The following is a 17,707-nucleotide window of genomic DNA, read 5'->3' as shown; positions in this document are numbered from 1 at the left end:
CGCCGACGCGCTAGCCCTTGAGCCGTTGCGGTAGCCCGGCGATCACGAAATCGACCTCGCTCACCACCGCCGCGACGCGCTGGTTGAGCAGCCCCGCCACGTCGCGGAAGCGGCGGGCGAGCGCGTTGTCGGGGACGATGCCGAAGCCGACTTCGTTCGAGACCAACACGATTCGCGCGCTGGCCCGCGCGAGTGTCGCGACAAGCGTTTGCGCCGCGGCATCGGTATCGGCGTCGGCGAGGAGCAGGTTCGACGCCCACAGCGTCAGGCAATCGACGAGGATCGTCGCGCCCGGCCGGTCCTCCGCCGCAATCGCCTCGGCGAGATCGAGCGGCGCCTCGAGCGTACGCCAGCGCGCGTCGCGGTCGGCGCGGTGGCGCGCGATGCGGTCGGTCATCTCGCCGTCAAAGGCTTGCGCCGTCGCGATGAAGACGAGGTCGCCGCCGCTCGCCTCGGCAATCGCCTGCGCATGGCGGCTCTTGCCCGAACGCGCGCCGCCGAGCACCAACAGGCTTTTGGTAAAGGTCGGCATCGGCAGCGTCCTTATCGCGGCTTGCGCGCGGCAAGCGGATTGGCGATGGCACCCGGCATGCCGCAAGTCGAGAGCTAGAGCCGTGTCCGTATTGACGATCCATGGCGGCCGCATCGATGCCGCGGCGCTGCGCTATCCGGCGGCGCCCTTGCCGTGGCTCGATCTGTCGACCGGGATCAATCCGAACGGCTATGATCCTGCGGCGTTGACGCTGGCCGATCCGCGCGTGCTGCCCTCGCCGAGCCGGCTGGCAGCGCTCGAGGATGCGGCGGCAGCGGCGTTCGGCATGACGTGCGGGGCGATCGCCGCGCTGCCGGGGAGCGAGATCGGGCTGCGCTTGCTCGCGACGATGGGGTTGCCGGGGCCGGCCTGTGTCGTTGCGCCGAGCTATGGCTCGCACTTTGCCGCTTTGCCCGATGCCACGCCGGTTAAGAGCGAGGCGCTGGCCGGCGCGGAATGGCGCAGCGCGTTGCTGGCCAACCCCAACAATCCCGACGGGCGGGTGATCGCGCCCGAAACGCTGCTCGACCTTGCTCGCTCGCGCACTGCGGATGGCGGCTGGCTGGTGATCGACGAAGCGTTCGCCGATTGTGTCGCTGGTGCGAGCGTGCTGCCGCTGCTGCGCGACGACGACCGCGTGCTGGTGTTTCGCTCGTTCGGGAAATTCTACGGTCTCGCCGGGGTGCGGCTCGGCTTCGTTTGCGGGGCCGAGGCGATCGTTGCGGGGTATCGCGAGCGGCTCGGAAGCTGGCCGGTTTCATCGGCTGCGATCGAGCTCGGCATCGGCGCATATCGCGATACGCAGTGGCGCGCGGCGATGCGGATCGATCTTGCTGCAGCTGCTGCTGCGCTCGACCAGGTGTTGCGCAGGCACGGCCTCGCGCCGCGGGGGGATTGCCCACTGTTCCGGTTAGTTGAGACGCATGATGCTGCGGTGGTGTTTGAGCGGCTCGCGACGGCGGGGATTCTGACGCGGCCCTTCGATTATGCCCCCGGCTGGCTGCGGATCGGTTTGCCGGGGAGCGCGGCTGCCTTGGCAAGGCTCGATCGGGCGCTGGGTGGTGGTTGAGCCCATCGCGCTCGGCGCGCTCGCGCTCGACGCGGTGCTCGGCTGGCCGGGCGGGCTGTATGCGCGGATCGGCCATCCGGTCGGGTGGTGCGCGCGGCTGATCGCGGTGTGCGAGGCCCGCTGGAATGGTGCAACGCGGACGCCGCGGGCGCGGTGGATTGGCGGGATTTTGACGGTGCTGCTGCTGGTCGGCAGCGTCGGCGCCATCACCTGGGGAACGACGCTGGCGCTGCGGGCGCTGCTAGGCGGTTGGGCATGGATCGGGATCGCGGTGCTTGCCTGGCCGGGGCTGGCGCAGCGCAGCCTCGACGATCACGTCCGTCCCGTCGCGGCGGCGCTCGAGGCGGGCGATCTTCCTGCGGCGCGGCGTGCGGTGGCGATGATCGTCGGGCGCGACACCGCCGCGCTCGACGAAGCCGGCGTCGCGCGCGCCGCGATCGAGAGTCTCGCCGAAAGCTTCTGCGACGGCGTCGTCGCGCCGTTCTTCTGGCTGCTGCTGGGGGGACTGCCGGGGCTGTGGATCTACAAGGCGCTCAACACCGCCGACAGCATGATCGGCCACCGTGAGCCGCGCTGGCGGATGTTCGGCTGGGCGGCGGCGCGGAGCGATGACGTGGCGAACTTGGTGCCCGCGCGCCTCGCCGGAATGATCCTCTGCGCGGTCGGCGGGGGCGGCTGGGCGACGCTGTGGCGCGATGCGTGGAAGCACGCCTCGCCCAACGCCGGCTGGCCCGAGGCGGCGATGGCGGGGGTGCTTGACGTCCGGCTCGCCGGGCCGATCGCCTATGATGGCGTGGTCGCCGAAAAGCCGTGGATCGGGACTGGCGCCGTGGTGATCGGCGCGCGCGAGATCCGTCGCGCGCTCGGCGTCTATCGGCGGGGGTGCGCATTGCTGTGGATCGTGGCAGGGGGCATCGCATGGGTGCTGTGATGCTGCAGGGGACGGGGTCGGACGTCGGCAAGTCGGTGCTGGTCGCCGGCCTGTGTCGCGCGCTCGCCAATCGCGGGCTCGTCGTCCGGCCGTTCAAGCCGCAGAACATGTCGAACAATGCCGCGGTCACCGCCGCTGGCGGCGAGATCGGCCGCGCGCAGGCGACGCAGGCGTTCGCTGCGCGCGTCGCGCCGCATGTCGACATGAACCCGGTGCTGCTCAAGCCGCAGGGCGACCGCACCTCGCAAGTCATCGTTCACGGGCGCGTGCGCGGGACGCTCGGCTCGGCGAACTGGCGCGAGGGGCGTGCCGGTTTGCTCGACGACGTGCTCGCCAGCTATCACCGCTTGCGCGCGCAGGCCGATATCATCGTGATCGAAGGCGCCGGGAGCCCCGCCGAGATCAACCTGCGCAGCGGCGACATCGCCAATATGGGGTTCGCGCGCGCGGCGGGGGTGCCGGTGGTGCTGGTCGGCGATATCGATCGCGGCGGGGTGATCGCCTCGCTGGTGGGTACGCGCGCGGTGATCGATCCCGCCGACGCGGCGATGATCCACGGTTTCCTGGTCAACAAGTTTCGCGGCGATCCCGCGCTGTTCGACGACGGCTATCGCGCGATCGAGGTGCGCAGCGGCTGGCGCGGGTTCGGCGTGGTGCCGTGGCTGCCTGAAGCGGTGCGGTTGCCGAGCGAGGATGCGGTCGTGCTCGAACGCCGCAGCGTCGGTGGCGACGGGCGCGTCGTCATCGCGTGTCCGATCACCGCGCGCATCGCCAATTTCGACGATCTCGATCCGTTGCGGCTCGAGCCCGATGTTGAACTGGTGATGGTGCCGCCCGGTCAGCCGATTCCCGATGCGGCGCTGATCGTGCTCGCCGGATCGAAGGCGACGATCGCCGACCTTGCGTTCCTCCGCGCGCAAGGGTGGGACATCGATATCCTCGCGCACCATCGGCGCGGGCGCCCGGTGCTCGGGCTGTGCGGCGGGTATCAGATGCTTGGGCGCGTCGTATCCGATCCGCATGGGATCGAGGGGCCGGTCGGCGCGGTGCCGGGGCTCGGCCTGCTCGACGTCGAGACCGAGATCGGGCGCGCCAAGACCGTCGGCGCCGTCAGCGGCACGGCGCTCGGCGCGGCGTTCGATGGCTATGAGATCCATATGGGGCGCACCACCGGCCCCGATACCGCTCGGCCTGTCGGCCAGTTCGGCGATGGCCGCGCCGAGGGGGCGATGAGCGCCGACGGGCTGGTGTGCGGCAGCTATGTCCACGGCTTGCTCGGCGATGCGCGCCAGCGCGCGGCGTGGCTCGCGCGGATCGGTGTCGACGGTGCCGGGCCCGATCACCGCGCGTCGATCGATGCCGCGCTCGATGCGATCGCCGCGACACTCGAACGCCATGTCGATATCGACGCGCTGATCGCGCTATCGAAGACCGCACGCGACGATCGCGAGCAATAGCCCGGTTTCGACCAGCTCGATCCCCGCGCCGTGGCAATCGCCACTCACCCCGCCGACGCGCCAGCGCAGCCACAGGCCGAAACCGAGGATCAGGACTGGCGTGACGAGCACAGCGGGGAGCGCGACCGCCGTGGCGCCAAGCACGAGCGCCCAGCCGATCAGATCGCGCGATCGCACTGCGGTGGCGACGCGCGCGCCGAGCCCATCACGCAGCGGCGGCAGCCAGCGCGCCCAGGCAAGCGGCCCGATCCGCGCCGCAAACGGCACGAAGATCACGGGCCACCACGCGATGCCCGCGAGCGCATGGAGCAGGACGAGCTTGGCAAGCAGCTGCAGCCCGATCGTGACGACCCCGAAGCTCCCGATATGCGGATCGGCCATCACCGCGAGCAGCCGCGTCCGGTCGCGATGCGCGGCGCCGAGCCCATCCGCGAGATCGCCAAGCCCATCGAGATGCAGCGCGCCGGTCACCGCCACCCAAGCGACCAGCGCGGCGAGCGCGCCGACCCACGGATCGATCTGGCTTCCCGCCCAGCCGCTCGCCGCGACGAGCCCGCCGATCGCCAGTCCTACGATCGGATAAGCGCGGATCGCCGCGGCAAAATCGTTTCCGTCGGCGGAGACCTGCGGCACCGGCAGGCGAGTCAGGAAACCGAATGCGACGATCAGCCGCTTCATGCCGACAGTCCGACGATCTGCGCGGCAAGGCTGGGTTCGCGCCATACCCGCAGCGACAGCAGGGCGGCGTAGGGAAGGTCGATCGACCAGGTCTGCGCTTGCGAAAACCCGCACAGCGTGGCGAGCGCGGCGCGCATCGCGCCGGCATGCGTCACCACCAAGGTCGGCACGGTGATGTCGCGGCACGCCGAGCCGACGCGCGCGGCGAGGCTCGACCAGCGCTCGCCTTCGGGCGGCGGATTGGCGTCGGGATCATCCCAGAAGGCGGAGAGCGCGGCGGGGTCGATCGTCGCGGGCGCGTGCCCATCCCACGCGCCGAAGTCGAGTTCGCGCCAGCGCGGGTCGACCGTCACGCCAAGCCCGTGGTCGCGCGCAATCGTTTCCGCACAGGCGCGCGCGCGGATCAGGTCGGAGCTTACGACGGTCGCGACATCGAGTCCGACGGCCCGGCCCACGCAGTCTGCAAGGCCTTGCGCCGTCACCGCGCTGTCGATCCGCCCGAGCAGCGTGCCCGTCAACTCGGGTGCGCCGTGGCGCAGCAGGTGGAGCAGGACCGGCGCGCTCACGCGCCCGAGACGCCGGCTTCGGCAAAGGTCGCCATCTCGGCATGCGCGGCAAGTGCAGCGCGGATCACGCCCGCGGCCACGGCGGCACCACTCGCCTCGCCGAGCCGCATGCCCAGAGTGAGCAGCGGCGTAAGCCCCAGCCGCGCGAGCAAGCGCGCATGCCCCGGCTCGGCCGAGCAATGCCCGGCGATGCAATGGTCGGTAATCGTGGGATGCGCCGCAGCGATCGGCGCGAGTGCTGCGCTGCAGATAAACCCGTCGAGCACCACCACCACGCCCGCCAGCCGCGCGGCGACGACCGCGCCGGCGATCGCCGCAATCTCGCGCCCGCCGACACGGCGGAGCGTCTCGAACGCGGTCGTCGGGGCATCCGCATGACAGGCGAGCGCGGCCTCGACCACCGCGACCTTGCGCGCGACGCCCGCGGCATCGACCCCCGTCCCGGGCCCGACCCAGTCGGCAGCCGCCCCGCCGAAGCTGCGCGCGCATAGCGCCGCGGCAGCGGTCGAATTGCCGATCCCCATCTCGCCGAGCACGAGCAGATCGACGTCGTCGCGCACCACCGCCGCGCCGGCGTTGAGCGCGGCGAGGCATTCGTCGGCCGACATTGCGGGTGCGCGGGTGAAGTCGGCGGTCGGTCGGTCGAGGTCGAGCGGAACGACGACCAGTTCGAGCCCCGCCGCCGCGGCCAGCGCGTTGATCGCAGCGCCGCCGTTCCGGAAGTTCCGGACCATTTCCGCCGTCACTGCCGCCGGGAACGCGCTGACCCCGTGCGCGACGATTCCGTGATTGCCCGCGAACACCGCGACGCGCCCATGCGCGATCCGCGGCGCGCCGAGGCCCTGCCACCCGGCAACGAACACGGCGAGGTCTTCGAGCCGCCCGAGCGACCCGGGCGGCTTGGTCAACTGGCCTTGGCGCTCCGCGGCTTCGGCCTGCGCGCTACGATCGGGCCCGGGCAGCGCGGCGAGCGCGGCCTCGAACGCGGCGACCGACTCGAATCCGGTCATTCGACGATGAAGCCGGCGGGCGGCGTGCGCGTGATGAAATGCCCCTTCACCCCGGCGGGCCAGCTGCGATAGGGCACCTGGCCCGCGTCGCTCTCGGCATAGAGCAGCGCATAATCGAGGATCGCGCGCGCGGCCTCGGCGCTCGGCTCGAAGCGGCCGAGCACATAGCCGACCTTGCCCGGCGCGCGCAGATGCACCGTGCAGAAATCCTGGCAGGCGAACAGGCACGGCATTTCCTGCACCGCGACGCCGTCATAGCCGGGCTCGGCCTGGACCGCGCGCAACGCCTCGACCAGCCGCGCCCCGCCGCGCACATCGGCGGCATCGTCGCGGGCGTCGGCGGAAAAGCGGCACGTGTTGCACGCGACGACCGCGGGGCCGTCGGTCACTTCGCGCAAGGTCATGCCGTCACCGGCTGCGGCGCGGCCGCTGGGGCTGGCACGCCCGCCGCGGTCAGCAGGCGGTAGAGCGCGTAGAAGCCGGCGAGGATCGCGGCGTAGCGCACGAACTGGCGCTGCAGGATCGGCAGCGACAGCGCGACATCGGCATGGCCGATCACCGGGGCCCAGAGCAGGATCGCCAGCTTGAACACGGCGAAGGCCGCGACATAGGCGATCGCGAGCCGCGCGACGGTCGAGCGCGCCGGAACGCGGTTATCGACGAGGCTCGATACGATCGCGCCCGCCACCGCAGCGGTGCCGATCGCGACGCCGGTCAGCGCGGTCGCGGCGTCCCACGGATAGCCCAGCACGCAGAACCCGACCGCCTGGCTCACCGCCCAGGCGGCAACCATCAGCAGCACGCCGTCACGGCGATCGAGATGCACCGCCGCCAAGGCTGCGAGCGCGGGAAAGGGCGTGGCGCAAGCGAAGATCAGCGTGGTGAGCGTGCTCGCGATGGTAAAGAGCAGGATCCACAGCAGATCGGCCTGACGCGCGTGAAGGTCGGTGGTCATCGGCTTTCCCCCCTCAAAACCGGCCACGGAAGCCGGCATAGACGCTGCGGCCAAGCGTGCCGTAGCGATAGATCGTCTGATACTGCGCATCGAACAGGTTCTCGATCCGCCCGAACAGCGCGACATGCTGGGTGACCGGCAGCTCGGCACGCAAATCGACCAGCGTGTAGGGGGCAAGCCGCGTGAAGTGCGCCGCGTCGTTGAAGGTTTCGCCCGACCAACGGACCGCGACGCCGCCCGAAATCCCGCTCGGCAGCGTATAGGTCGCCGATCCGTTCGCGGCGTTGCGCGGGCGCCGTGCGAGCTGCAGGCCATAGGTCGCGCCCGGTGACCGGTCTTCCGAGAGCGAATAGGTGTAATTGCCGTCGATCAGCAGGCGCTTCCCGAGCCGCAGCGCGCCTTGCGCCTCGACGCCGCGGGCGAAGGCGCGCGACACGTTGGCGTAATAGCCAAAGCGCGCAATCGTCGTGCCGGGCTGAAAGCACACCGCCGTCGTCGGAACGTCAGGGCAGCTGGCAAAAGTGATCAGGTTGGTCGAGCGGCGCTCGAAATAGCTGCCGCCGAGCGTCAGTGCGCCACCCAGCAGCCGCTGTTCGACGCCGGCTTCCCAGCCCTTGGCCTGTTCGGGCCGGAGCGTCTGGTTCCCGTATTCGGAAAAGAGCTGGTACAGCGTCGGTGCCTTGAAGCCCTCGCCATAGCTCGCGCGCAGCGTCGTGCCGCTGCGCAGCGCCCACACCGCGCCCGCCTCGAACAGCGTCTTGCTGCCGAAGCGGCTATGATCGTCGTTGCGCACCCCGCCGCTGAGCGTCAGCCCGTCGACCACCGTCGCGGTGAGCTTGGCATAGACGCCGGTCAGTGCGGCGCGGGCCCTGTCGGGCGCCGGGATCGGCGTGCCGAGCGTGCCGTCGGGCGATACGGTGCGGAAGCGCGAAACCTCGTGTTCGACGCCGAACACCGCGTCCCAGCCGGTCGCGATGCCGAGGCTGCCTTGATATTCGAGCCGCGAGTTGCGGCCGTTCGCGTCGAAGGTCAGCGGTTGCGGCAGCTCGGGGCTGTAATTGTCACGCTGGATATCGGTATAGCCATAGGCGACGCGATTGCGCAGCCGCCCGCCGAACAGATCGACGTTGAGCCCGGCATAGCCGACGAATTGCGTATCGATCGAAAAGTCCGCCGAATCGCCGGCAAAGCCATCGAGCTCGACGCGACCCCGCGCATAATAGCCGCGGACGTCGGCGCTGATCCCGTCGGCGAGCTTGAGTTCGGCGCGTCCGGTGACGCTCTGGTTGGTATAGCCGTCGGTCTCGGTGCCGCCGAACGCCGGCGCGATGGCGGAGATGCCGGCGGTGGTGAAGCTCTGCGCGCCGATGCGGAAGGTCAGCGGCCCGGCCTTGCCGCCGATCGCCGCGCGTGCGCTGACCGTCTCGCGCGATCCCGCCTCGACGTCGAAGCTCCCCTCGATCGGCTTTTGCGGCAGCGCGGTGACGATGTTGACGACGCCGCCGATCGCCTGGCTGCCCCACAGGATCGATTGCGGCCCGCGCAGCACTTCGATCCGGCTCGCGTCGCCGGTGAGGAGGTTGGCGAAATTATAGCCGCCGCCGGGTGACGAGGGATCGTTGAGCTTGACCCCGTCAATGACGACGACGGTCTGGTCGGTCTCGGCGCCGCGGATGCGCAGCGAGGTATTGGTACCATAGCCGCCGTTGCGCGACATGCTGACGCCGGGCGTGCGCACCAGGAGCTCGGTGACGCCGATGTCCTGGCTGCGATCAATCGCAGCCTTGTCGAGCACGGTGACCGAGGCTGCGACACGCTCGATCGCGGTCGGCACGCGCGTTGCCGTGACGACGATGTCGGCGCTCGCGTCGGTCGGAATGTCGCTCGCCGCATCGGGGCGTGGCGCTTGCTGGGTATCGTCGGGGCGTGGCGGCGTGTCGGCGAAGGCCGGCGTCGCGATCAGCAGGCCGAGTAGCAGGCCCGAGGTCGATGGGTGGAATCGTTTCATGGCAGTCCCCGCTTGTAGACAGTCGGAGACCTGAAGCGCGCAAGGGGGAGGGCGCGAACCATCCCGCCTGCACGACGCAGGTCGGCGATGTCGTCACGCGGGGTCTTCCCCGTTCGCTCGGCGCACCCTGGCCGGTCGAAAGACGACTGCGACGGGCAGGTCTCCTGGCTCACGGGTCACCGTCGTTCCGGCCGCCTTCTCAGGACCCGAAGGTCCCAATGGCAAATGGCCGGGCAACTCGCCGCTTACAGTTGCAGGGGCAGCCGGGGTTTTCCCGTTCCCTTTTCATCCCCATCGCCGGGGAACCTGTCGCAGGAAGGCGCGTAGCGGGGGGACGGAAACGGGTCAATCACCTGGATCAGCTCGCGCGGTCGCGCTACGCCGCCCGTGCAATGCGGCGCGGTTCGGTTATGGTCGCTGGGCAGAAACGAACCCTCGCGCGGGAGTCTAGCGGTGCGTCTCCTGATTGCCGATGACGATGCGCGCGCGCCGCGCCAGCTCGCGAGCGATCTCGGGGCGCTGGCGCACGAGGTCGTGATCGTCGGCGATGGCCGGACCGCGCTCGCGCGGGCAACGCAGGAAACGTTCGACGCGGTGCTGCTCGAACTGGTGCTGCCCTATGTCGGCGGGGTCGAGATCACGCGTACGCTGCGCGAGCGCGGGCTCGATCTGCCGATCGTGCTGCTGAGCGTGCATGGCGATTTGCCCGACCGGCTCGCCGGGCTCGATGCCGGCGCCGACGACTATCTCGTCAAGCCGATCGCCGCGGTCGAGATCGAGGCGCGGTTGCGCGCGATCCTGCGGCGGGCGACGCGCAGCGGGGGGCACGGCGTGATGCGCGCCGGCGACATCGAAGTGAACGAAATCAAGTATCGCGCACAACGCGGCGGGCGTGTGCTGGCTTTGCCCAAGCTCGAGTTCCAAATGCTGTGCGAGCTGATCCGCAACAAGAATGCGATCGTCACGCGCGCGATGTTCTATCGCAACGTGTGGCGCTACGACGGCGAGCCCGCGACCAATGTCGTCGAATCCTACATCCGGCGCTTGCGCGGGCATTTGAATGCAGCCGGCGAGCCAGACCCGATCGAGACGATCCGCGGCGTCGGCTATATGCTGGTCGACCACGGCTGAACCGCGCAGGCAAAGAAAAACCCGGCCCGAGCGATGCTCGGACCGGGTCTTCCCGCCTAATCCCGAGTGATCAGAACTTGGCGGAGAGTTCGAAGCCGTAGGTGCGCGGCGCGTTGAAATTGCCATAGTCGCCGAGGATGCCGCCGTATGCGGTCGAAATCAGCGCACCGGTCGCGCTGTAGTTCTGCACCGGCGTCGAGTTCGCCGACGAGCGACGATAGACGTAGGTCGTGTCGAGCAGGTTGCGCGCCCAGACCGAGACGGTGACCTTGTTATGGTCGTTCACCGCGATGTCGGCGAGCGCGAGGCGCCCGTTCATCACAAAGCTGGCGTCGGTCTTGGTGCTCTCGAGCTGGAAGCTGTACTGGCTGCTCGAATAGTTGCCGTCGAGGTGAAGACGGACGCTGGCATCCCCGATATTGACCGGAAGCACATAGTCGAGCGCGGCGGAGGCCGCATTCTTCGGCGTGTAGACGATGTAGAGCTGCTGCGGCGGCGCACCTGGCGTCAGCGGGTTCACGGCCGAAGGTGCCTTCCAATAGGTGTAGGCATACGAACCGGTCAGCGTCAGCTGCGGGATCGGCTTCACCGTCAGGTCGATTTCGACGCCGCGGATCTTCGATTTTCCGGCATTGGTGGTCTGCTCGATATGCGCGCCGTTGGTCGGGCTCGAGCCGTTGGTGTCGAAATAGTCGAAGTCGAACTGCGTGTTGCTACGATCCATGATGTAGCCTGCGACGTTGAGGCGCGCGCGGTGATCCCAGAAGTCGGCCTTGGCGCCGATTTCGTACGACTTGACCGCTTCCGGACCGAAGGCGTTGAACTGCAGCGAGCGGTCGTTCGCACCACCGGCGCGGAAGCCGGTCGCATATTTTGCGTAGAAGTGGATGTCGCGCGTCGCGTCGAACGCGATGTTGAACATCGGGTCGAAGCGGCTGATGCTGTTCTTGAAGCCGAACGGTGCAACGACGCCGGTCGCACCGGCAAGATCGGTCCGGTTGTTGATGACGTAGAGGCTGCCGTGACGGTCGTCCTTGGTCCAGCGACCGCCTGCCGTGATGTGCAGCACGTTGCCGAGCGCCTCGGGCGAGAAGGTCAGATTGCCGAACACCGAATAGTTGTGGTCGGTCGCGGCGCTGGCGCGCGTGATGAACTGGCAGCTGTTGGCGAATTGCGGTGCGGTGGCCGCCAGCGTGTTGTTGCACGATGCATCATAGCGCTGAAGGCCTGAGTTCGCCCCCGTGATCGCGCTCGAATTGCCCGGGATCGGGCTGCGGATCGTATAGGCGGTGCCATCGGCGTTCCACTGGTTGGTCAGCGGGGTGGCGGCATATTCGCTCGCCTGTTCGGTGTAGTAATACGCGCCGACGACATAGTCGAACTGCGGTACGCTGCCGACCGCCTGGAATTCCTGGCTGAATTGGTTCTGCTTGAGGAACGAGAGGCTGTAGCGGCTGAACGTGCCGGTCGTGTTGATCGCGGTCGGGTTCGCGGTGTTGACGACGAACGGCGAGAACGAGCTGCGCTCTGGACCACCGGAGTTGTCCCACTGATCGGTCTTGACGCCGCGCCATGCGGTGATCGAGCGCAACTCGATCCACGGTGCGAGCTTGTACTTCAGATTGGCCGAGAAGCCGTGCGTGATGTCGACGCTCGGCTGCTGCGGGACGCCGACATCGGAGATGTACTGGCGCTCGGGATGGACGCCGACGAGCGGCGCCTTGGGCGCGACGCAGATCGGGCGCCCGGCAGCCGACTGCGCTGCGGTGATCGTGCCGCCGCAAGCGGTGCCGGTGCCGGGCACGAACAGCGAGGTGCCAAGGACGCCGGTCGCGCCGTTGGTGTAGGAGCCGACCGCATATTTGCCGGGGTTGTAGTTGAGCAGCTGGCTGAAGTTCGGGCTGTTCTCGTCCTTCGCATAATCATAAGCGAGGTCAGCGGTGAAGCCGTCGATCGGCTGCCAGCGGGCTGCGACGCGGCCGCCCTTGCGGTCGTAATAATTCCAGCCGGTCGCACCCTGGAGCCGGTTCTTCACCGTCGGATCCTGATGCTGATACACGCCGTCGAACTTGAGCGAGATGTTGTAGAAGCTCGGCAGGTCGAGGTGCAGGTCGGTGTTGCGGGCGCCGTAATTGCCGATGCCAGCGGTGACGCGCGCGTCGAACACGCCGGTCGGGGCCTTCGAGACGAGCGACAGCGCGCCGCCTTCGGTGTTGCGGCCGAACAGCGTGCCCTGCGGACCCTTCAGCACTTCGATGCGCTCGATGTCGAACAGCGCAGCGTTCAGGCCCTGGGTCTTACCCAGCGCGACGCCGTCGATATAGACGCCGACGCCGCCGTCGCGCGCGGTCTGGTTCTGATCGTAGGGGACGATACCGCGGATACCGATCGTCAGCGCCGACTGGCGCGCTTCGAAGGTCGCGACGCGGAGCGACGGGATCGAGCCGTCGGCGAGGTTGAACAGGCTGAGCACGTGGCGATCAGCGATGCCCTGTGCGCTGAGCACGCTGATCGAGATCGGCGTCTTCTGCAGGTTGGTTTCACGACGGGTCGCGGTGACGACGATGTCGCCGATGCCGGCGCCCTGCTCTTCGGGAGCTGCGGCGGGCGTCGTCGCCTGCGTGTCGGCGACCGGTGCGGTGGCCGCGGCGTCGGTGGCCGGAGCGGTCTGCGCCAGGGCTGGCGAAGCGGTGAGAGCGATTAGCGCGCCGCCCATGAGCAGCTGCAGGCGGAAGCCCGAACGAACGATCATTGTGATATCCCCTGAACCAGTCGGGCCGTTTAGCCCCGGTCCGGCTCGGCTAGCGCTCGATTGGGTCAGGAATGTTACATTCGCTGCAACCGGCGTATTACCAAAATATCATTTTCGCGTCATAAACCGCGCTTCGATCGATGGCGCCGCCGCGCGGGATCGTTACGTCGCGTAAAATGCGGCGCACGCGCGCCACTGTACCGGATCTTACGCGCGCTTTTCGGGAAACGATTATTTACGTATTTACCCAAGTGCGGCTAACTTGTCACACAGCGGCGTCTTGTCATGCGCTGCTCTCGTGCGCGCATCGGCGTTGCTGATGTCTGATCTGTGCGAGTCGCACCTCTTGCCGGAGTTTTGCGCCGCCCGGACTTTGCGACTAGAGCGCCTCGCGTCATGTCCATATCTTCCCCCACCGCGATCGGCCTCGATTTTGGCACCACCAACTCGGTGGTCGCGCTGTCGCAGGATAATGCCGCCGAACTTGTCGCGCTCGATGTGCCCGACGCGCGCAACCCCGTCTTCCGCTCGGCCTTGTGCTTCTGGGAAGACGACGGGCGCCATCCCGGCGTGCCGAGCGGGCTCGCCGCCGATGCCGGGCCATGGGCGATCCGCGAATATCTCGAATTCCCGCAGGACAGCCGCTTCCTGCAATCGTTCAAGTCGGTGGTGGCGAGCGCGAGCTTCGAATTCGCCAACGTGTTCGAACGCCGCTTGCGCTTCGAGGAGCTCGGCCAGCTGTTCCTCGCCAAGCTCGCTGCACGCGCCGGCGGTGCGCTCGACGGACAGGCGGCGCGCGTCGTGGTGGGACGGCCGGTCGAGTTTGCGGGCAGTCGCCCGAACGAGACGCTCGCACGGACGCGCTATGACGCGATGTTCGCCGGGCTCGGTGCCGAGATCCATTACGTCTATGAGCCGATCGGCGCGGCGTTCAGCTATGCGTCGCGGATCAGCGACCCGGCGACGATCCTCGTCGCCGATTTCGGCGGCGGGACGAGCGATTTCTCGGTGGTCCACATTGCGGCACCCGGCGCGGCGCGGCGCTGTACCCCGCTCGGCGCGGCGGGCGTCGGGATTGCGGGCGACCGCTTCGACTATCGGATCGTCGATCATCTCGTCATGCCGTTGCTCGGCAAGGGCGGGTCGTATCGCTCGATGGGCAAGGTGCTCGATATTCCGGGGGGCTATTTCAACGATTTCAGCGACTGGTCGCAGCTCGCGCTGATGCGCAACCGCCGCACGCTCGCCGAACTCGACAAATTGCGCCGCAACGCGGTCGAGCCGGATGCGATCACGCGGATGATCGCGGTGATCGAGCAGGAGCTCGGCTATCAATTGTACGACGCGGTCGGGCAAGTGAAGCGCGCGCTGTCGAGCAGCGAGGACGCGCATTTCCACTTTGCCGGTGCGGGGCTGACGGTCGAGGCCGATGTCACGCGCGCCGAGTTCGAGACGTGGATCGCGCCCGACATCGCGCGGATCGGCGACGCGGTCGACCGCGCGCTGGCGACGGCGGCAACGCCGGCGAGCGCGATCGACCGCGTCTTCCTGACCGGCGGTACCTCGCTCACCCCGCGCATTCGTCGGCTGTTCGACGAACGCTTCGGCGAGGAGCGGATCGCGACGGGCGGTGAACTGACCTCGATCGCGCACGGGCTGGCCTTGATCGGTCAGCAGGATGATCTGGCCGCGTGGGCGGCATGAAAAGGATGCTACGATGACCGACCGGGTAAAAGTCTATTTCGACGGCGGTTGCCGCCCCAATCCGGGCAAGATGGAATATGCCTATGTCATCGCCGGCGTGGCGCATGCCGAGCTCGACGCGGGCATAGGCTCGAGCATGGATTCGGAATGGCTCGCGCTGATCGCGGCGCTGAAGGGGGCACAGGCGCTTGGCCTCACCGACTTCGTCTTGCTCGGCGATTCGGTCGCGGTGATCGACATGGCCAATGGCCGCACCAAGTGCCGCGGCGACAGCGTCCCGCATCTCGCGGCGTTCCGCGCGCTGTTCGCCGACGGCGCGATGCCCAATCTGCGCTACATCAAGCGTACGCAGAACCTTGCCGGGATCGCGCTGGAGCGCGCGCGGGCGCGGTGACACTGCTCTACAGCTTCCGCCGCTGCCCCTATGCGATGCGGGCGCGGCTGGCGTTGCTGGCCAGCGGGGAGCCGTTCGAGCTTCGCGAGATCGTGCTGCGCGACAAGCCCGCGGCGATGCTGGCGGCGTCGCCGAAGGGCACGGTGCCGGTATTGGTGTGCGCCGACGGGCGCGTGATCGACGAGAGCCTCGAGATCATGCTGTGGGCGCTCGGGCGGAACGACCCGGAGCGGTGGCTGGCAGGGTATGACGCGGCGCTGGTCGAGACGTTCGACACCCACTTCAAGCACCATCTCGACCGCTACAAATATCCCGAGCGCCACGAAGCCGATCCGATCGCAAATCGCGACGCCGGGCTGGCGATGCTGGGGCAGCTCGATGCGCGACTGTCGGACAGCGACCATCTGTGCGGCCCGCAGCGCACTTTGAGCGACATCGCGATCTTCCCGTTCGTCCGACAGTTCGCCGCGGTGGACGCTAACTGGTTCGCCGCGCAGCCCATCGCGCGAGTGCAGGAGTGGCTCGCGCGGCATGTCGCGTCGCCTCTGTTCGAGCAGACGATGCAGCGTTTCGCCCCGTGGACGCCCGACGACCCGCCGATTGTGCTGAACGCAAAAGCGTAGCCATCCTCCACGGCACGGGGAGGGGGACCGTGAGCCTTCGGCGAACGGTGGAGGGGGCTGGCCGCGAACGCAGCGCTCGCATCGCGCGCGCCGTCTGCCTGCCGTTGCCGGCGTCCCCGTGCCGGCGAGGATCGGAACCTATGCCTCCGCCAGATGCGCCAGCGCGGTATGAATCTGCGCGACCACCGCCGCGCCTTCGCCGACCGCCGCGGCGACGCGCTTGGTCGAGCCCGCGCGGACATCGCCGATCGCGAACACCCCCGGCCGGCTCGTCTCGAGCGGGAGTGCCGCGCGGCCATAGCCTTTGGCCTCGTCGATGAAGTCGTCGCCGGTCAGCACAAACCCCTTGGCATCGGTCGCGACGCAGCCGTCGAGCCATGCCGTATTGGGATCGGCGCCGATGAACAGAAACAGATGCCGCATCTCGCAATGCGATTGCGCGCCATCCGCCCGGTTGCGGAACGTCGCCCCGGCGAGCGAGCCCTGCGCATCGCCATCGAGCGCGACGATCTCGCTGCCGACATGCAGCTCGACATTGGGGAGCGCGGCGATCCGATCGATCAGATAGCGCGACATCGTCGCCTCGAGCGGCCGCCGCACGATCAGATGCAGCCGGTCAACGTGCGGCGCGAGGAACACCACCGCCTGCCCCGCCGAATTGCCGCCACCGACCAGCGCGACCTGCTCGCCCGCGCACAATTTGGCCTCGATCGGCGACGCCCAATAGGAGATGCCCGCCCCCTCGAACGTGGCGAGATCGGGCACGTCGGGGCGACGGTAGCGCGCGCCCGAGGCGATCACCACGCTGCGCGTGCGCAGCTGTCGGCCCTCGGACAAGTGGAGCGACAGGGGCGCGCGTCTCTTCTCCACGGCGCACTCGAGCCGCTCGGCGCAGAGCGGGATCGCAACCTCGGCGCCGAACTTGAGCGCCTGGTTGAACGCGCGGCCGGCCAGCGCCTGGCCCGAAATGCCGGTCGGGAAGCCAAGGTAATTCTCGATCCGGTTCGACTGGCCCGCCTGGCCGCCCATCGCCACTTCGTCGAGCACGATCACGCCGAGCCCCTCGGACGCGGCATAGACCGAGGCGGCGAGGCCAGCCGGCCCAGCGCCGACGATCGCGACGTCATAGACCTTGGCCGGGTCGAGCTCGGCGACCATGCCGAGACAGGCCGCGACTTCGCTCGTGCTCGGATTGCGCAGCACGGTGCCGTTGGGGCAGACCAGCAGCGGCAGTTCGGCGGGGAGCACGCCGAGCCGTTCGACCACGTCGTGGCCTTCGCCGTCGACCGCGGCATCGAGCACGAGGTTGGGATAGCCGCTGCGCGTCAGGAAGCCCTGCAGCGCGAGCACCGCCTTGCCGTCGGGATCGCCGATCAGCACCGAGCCCGATCCGCCCGCCTCGATCAAGCCGACGCGGCGCAGGATCAGCGCGCGCATCACGACTTCGCCGACATCGGCGGAGCCGACCATCAGCGCGCGCAGATGCGCCGAATCGAACGGCAGCGCGGTGCATCCGGCTTCGCCCGCCGTGCCGCCGGCGAGCGATGGGCGCCCGGCAAGCTGGCTGACTTCGCCGCTGAACTGGCCGGGGCCGTGGACCGTGACAGGCGCTTCATCGCTCAACCCGTCGCGGCGGTGCACCGCGATCCCGCCGCTGAGGACGAGCCAGGTCGGGGCATGCTCGTCGCCGATCGCGAAGATCGGCGAGCTGGGCGCGAAGCTTTGCGCCGGGCCGCTGGCGAAGCGCGACGCGGTTTCGACTTGCGCCGGGGTGAGCACCGGGAAGGCCTGTGCCTGACGCGTGTCGATCGTGCTCATGCGAAAGCCCCTGTTCGAAGTGTGCCGATGCGCGCATTTAGCACAGCTGGCGCTGCTTGAGCTCGAACCATCGCATCGC

16 protein-coding genes and 1 riboswitch are annotated in these 17,707 nt (G+C 68.7%); of the genes, 7 read left to right on the top strand and 9 right to left on the bottom strand.

What is annotated here, in order from left to right; genetic code table 11:
• Positions 1 to 10: 10 nt before the first annotated feature.
• A complete protein-coding gene (gene cobU, locus IE187_RS11155; protein WP_189676338.1) occupies positions 11 to 532 on the bottom strand; it encodes a bifunctional adenosylcobinamide kinase/adenosylcobinamide-phosphate guanylyltransferase in 522 nt (173 codons plus the stop codon).
• Between the two features lie 82 nt (positions 533 to 614).
• Here cobU and IE187_RS11150 point away from each other — a divergent pair, with 82 nt between their 5' ends.
• From IE187_RS11150 to IE187_RS11140, 3 genes are read left to right on the top strand one after another with little or no spacing between them, the layout of a single operon-like run.
• Positions 615 to 1,601, top strand: coding sequence for an aminotransferase class I/II-fold pyridoxal phosphate-dependent enzyme (locus IE187_RS11150; protein WP_229839371.1), 987 nt, complete (start codon positions 615 to 617; stop codon positions 1,599 to 1,601).
• Positions 1,594 to 2,532, top strand: coding sequence for an adenosylcobinamide-phosphate synthase CbiB (cbiB, locus tag IE187_RS11145; RefSeq protein WP_229839370.1), 939 nt, complete (start codon positions 1,594 to 1,596; stop codon positions 2,530 to 2,532). Before IE187_RS11150 ends, cbiB begins: the two co-directional genes overlap by 8 nt.
• Positions 2,520 to 3,989 (top strand): cobyric acid synthase, encoded by a 1,470-nt coding sequence (locus IE187_RS11140; RefSeq protein WP_189676335.1) that lies wholly within the window; start codon positions 2,520 to 2,522, stop codon positions 3,987 to 3,989. The genes cbiB and IE187_RS11140 overlap by 13 nt, the downstream gene beginning before the upstream one ends.
• Here the strand turns inward: IE187_RS11140 and cobS are convergent.
• Genes cobS through IE187_RS11110 form a run of 6 tightly spaced genes read right to left on the bottom strand, consistent with a single transcriptional unit; the run spans position 3,954 to position 9,206 of the window.
• Complete coding sequence (gene cobS / locus IE187_RS11135) at positions 3,954 to 4,667, bottom strand: adenosylcobinamide-GDP ribazoletransferase (RefSeq protein ID WP_133191509.1); 714 nt, start codon at positions 4,665 to 4,667, stop codon at positions 3,954 to 3,956. The genes IE187_RS11140 and cobS overlap by 36 nt on opposite strands.
• Positions 4,664 to 5,233 (bottom strand): histidine phosphatase family protein, encoded by a 570-nt coding sequence (locus IE187_RS11130; RefSeq protein ID WP_189676334.1) that lies wholly within the window; start codon positions 5,231 to 5,233, stop codon positions 4,664 to 4,666. Before IE187_RS11130 ends, cobS begins: the two co-directional genes overlap by 4 nt.
• The gene (gene cobT / locus IE187_RS11125; protein WP_133191511.1) at positions 5,230 to 6,243 is read right to left on the bottom strand and encodes a nicotinate-nucleotide--dimethylbenzimidazole phosphoribosyltransferase; all 1,014 of its coding nucleotides are present in this window, start codon (positions 6,241 to 6,243) and stop codon (positions 5,230 to 5,232) included. The genes IE187_RS11130 and cobT overlap by 4 nt, the downstream gene beginning before the upstream one ends.
• Positions 6,240 to 6,647 (bottom strand): DUF1636 domain-containing protein, encoded by a 408-nt coding sequence (locus IE187_RS11120; RefSeq protein ID WP_189676333.1) that lies wholly within the window; start codon positions 6,645 to 6,647, stop codon positions 6,240 to 6,242. Before IE187_RS11120 ends, cobT begins: the two co-directional genes overlap by 4 nt.
• A complete protein-coding gene (locus tag IE187_RS11115) occupies positions 6,644 to 7,198 on the bottom strand; it encodes a hypothetical protein (RefSeq protein WP_189676332.1) in 555 nt (184 codons plus the stop codon). The genes IE187_RS11120 and IE187_RS11115 overlap by 4 nt, the downstream gene beginning before the upstream one ends.
• 13 nt (positions 7,199 to 7,211) lie before the next feature.
• On the bottom strand, positions 7,212 to 9,206 hold the full coding sequence (locus tag IE187_RS11110; protein WP_189676331.1) for a TonB-dependent receptor plug domain-containing protein: 1,995 nt from the start codon (positions 9,204 to 9,206) through the stop codon (positions 7,212 to 7,214).
• Positions 9,207 to 9,343: 137 nt separating this feature from the next.
• A riboswitch (cobalamin riboswitch) is annotated at positions 9,344 to 9,531 on the bottom strand.
• A gap of 128 nt (positions 9,532 to 9,659) precedes the next feature.
• On the opposite strand from IE187_RS11110, the gene IE187_RS11105 reads away from it, so the two are divergent.
• Entirely contained in the window at positions 9,660 to 10,337 is a 678-nt protein-coding gene (locus IE187_RS11105) for a response regulator transcription factor (RefSeq protein ID WP_189676330.1), read from the top strand.
• Between the two features lie 70 nt (positions 10,338 to 10,407).
• Here IE187_RS11105 and IE187_RS11100 read toward each other — a convergent pair whose 3' ends face one another.
• A complete protein-coding gene (locus tag IE187_RS11100) occupies positions 10,408 to 13,089 on the bottom strand; it encodes a TonB-dependent receptor (protein WP_189676329.1) in 2,682 nt (893 codons plus the stop codon).
• Between the two features lie 396 nt (positions 13,090 to 13,485).
• Here IE187_RS11100 and IE187_RS11095 point away from each other — a divergent pair, with 396 nt between their 5' ends.
• From IE187_RS11095 to IE187_RS11085, 3 genes are read left to right on the top strand one after another with little or no spacing between them, the layout of a single operon-like run.
• Positions 13,486 to 14,793, top strand: a complete 1,308-nt coding sequence (locus IE187_RS11095; protein WP_189676328.1) for an Hsp70 family protein — start codon at positions 13,486 to 13,488, stop codon at positions 14,791 to 14,793.
• Positions 14,794 to 14,806: 13 nt separating this feature from the next.
• A complete protein-coding gene (locus tag IE187_RS11090; protein WP_189676327.1) occupies positions 14,807 to 15,187 on the top strand; it encodes a reverse transcriptase-like protein in 381 nt (126 codons plus the stop codon).
• Positions 15,184 to 15,810: a glutathione S-transferase gene (locus IE187_RS11085; RefSeq protein WP_189676326.1), complete on the top strand. Its 627-nt coding sequence runs from the start codon at positions 15,184 to 15,186 to the stop codon at positions 15,808 to 15,810. Before IE187_RS11090 ends, IE187_RS11085 begins: the two co-directional genes overlap by 4 nt.
• A gap of 138 nt (positions 15,811 to 15,948) precedes the next feature.
• Here the strand turns inward: IE187_RS11085 and IE187_RS11080 are convergent, their stop codons facing one another.
• A complete protein-coding gene (locus IE187_RS11080) occupies positions 15,949 to 17,628 on the bottom strand; it encodes an FAD-dependent oxidoreductase (protein ID WP_189676325.1) in 1,680 nt (559 codons plus the stop codon).
• Positions 17,629 to 17,707 lie beyond the last annotated feature (79 nt).

The sequence above is a fragment of the Sphingomonas glacialis genome (assembly GCF_014653575.1).
In the GTDB taxonomy this organism is placed as follows: Bacteria; Pseudomonadota; Alphaproteobacteria; order Sphingomonadales; family Sphingomonadaceae; genus Sphingomonas; species Sphingomonas glacialis.
Note: the sequence above shows the minus strand (reverse complement) of the source record. Positions and strands in the feature narration are given on the sequence as shown.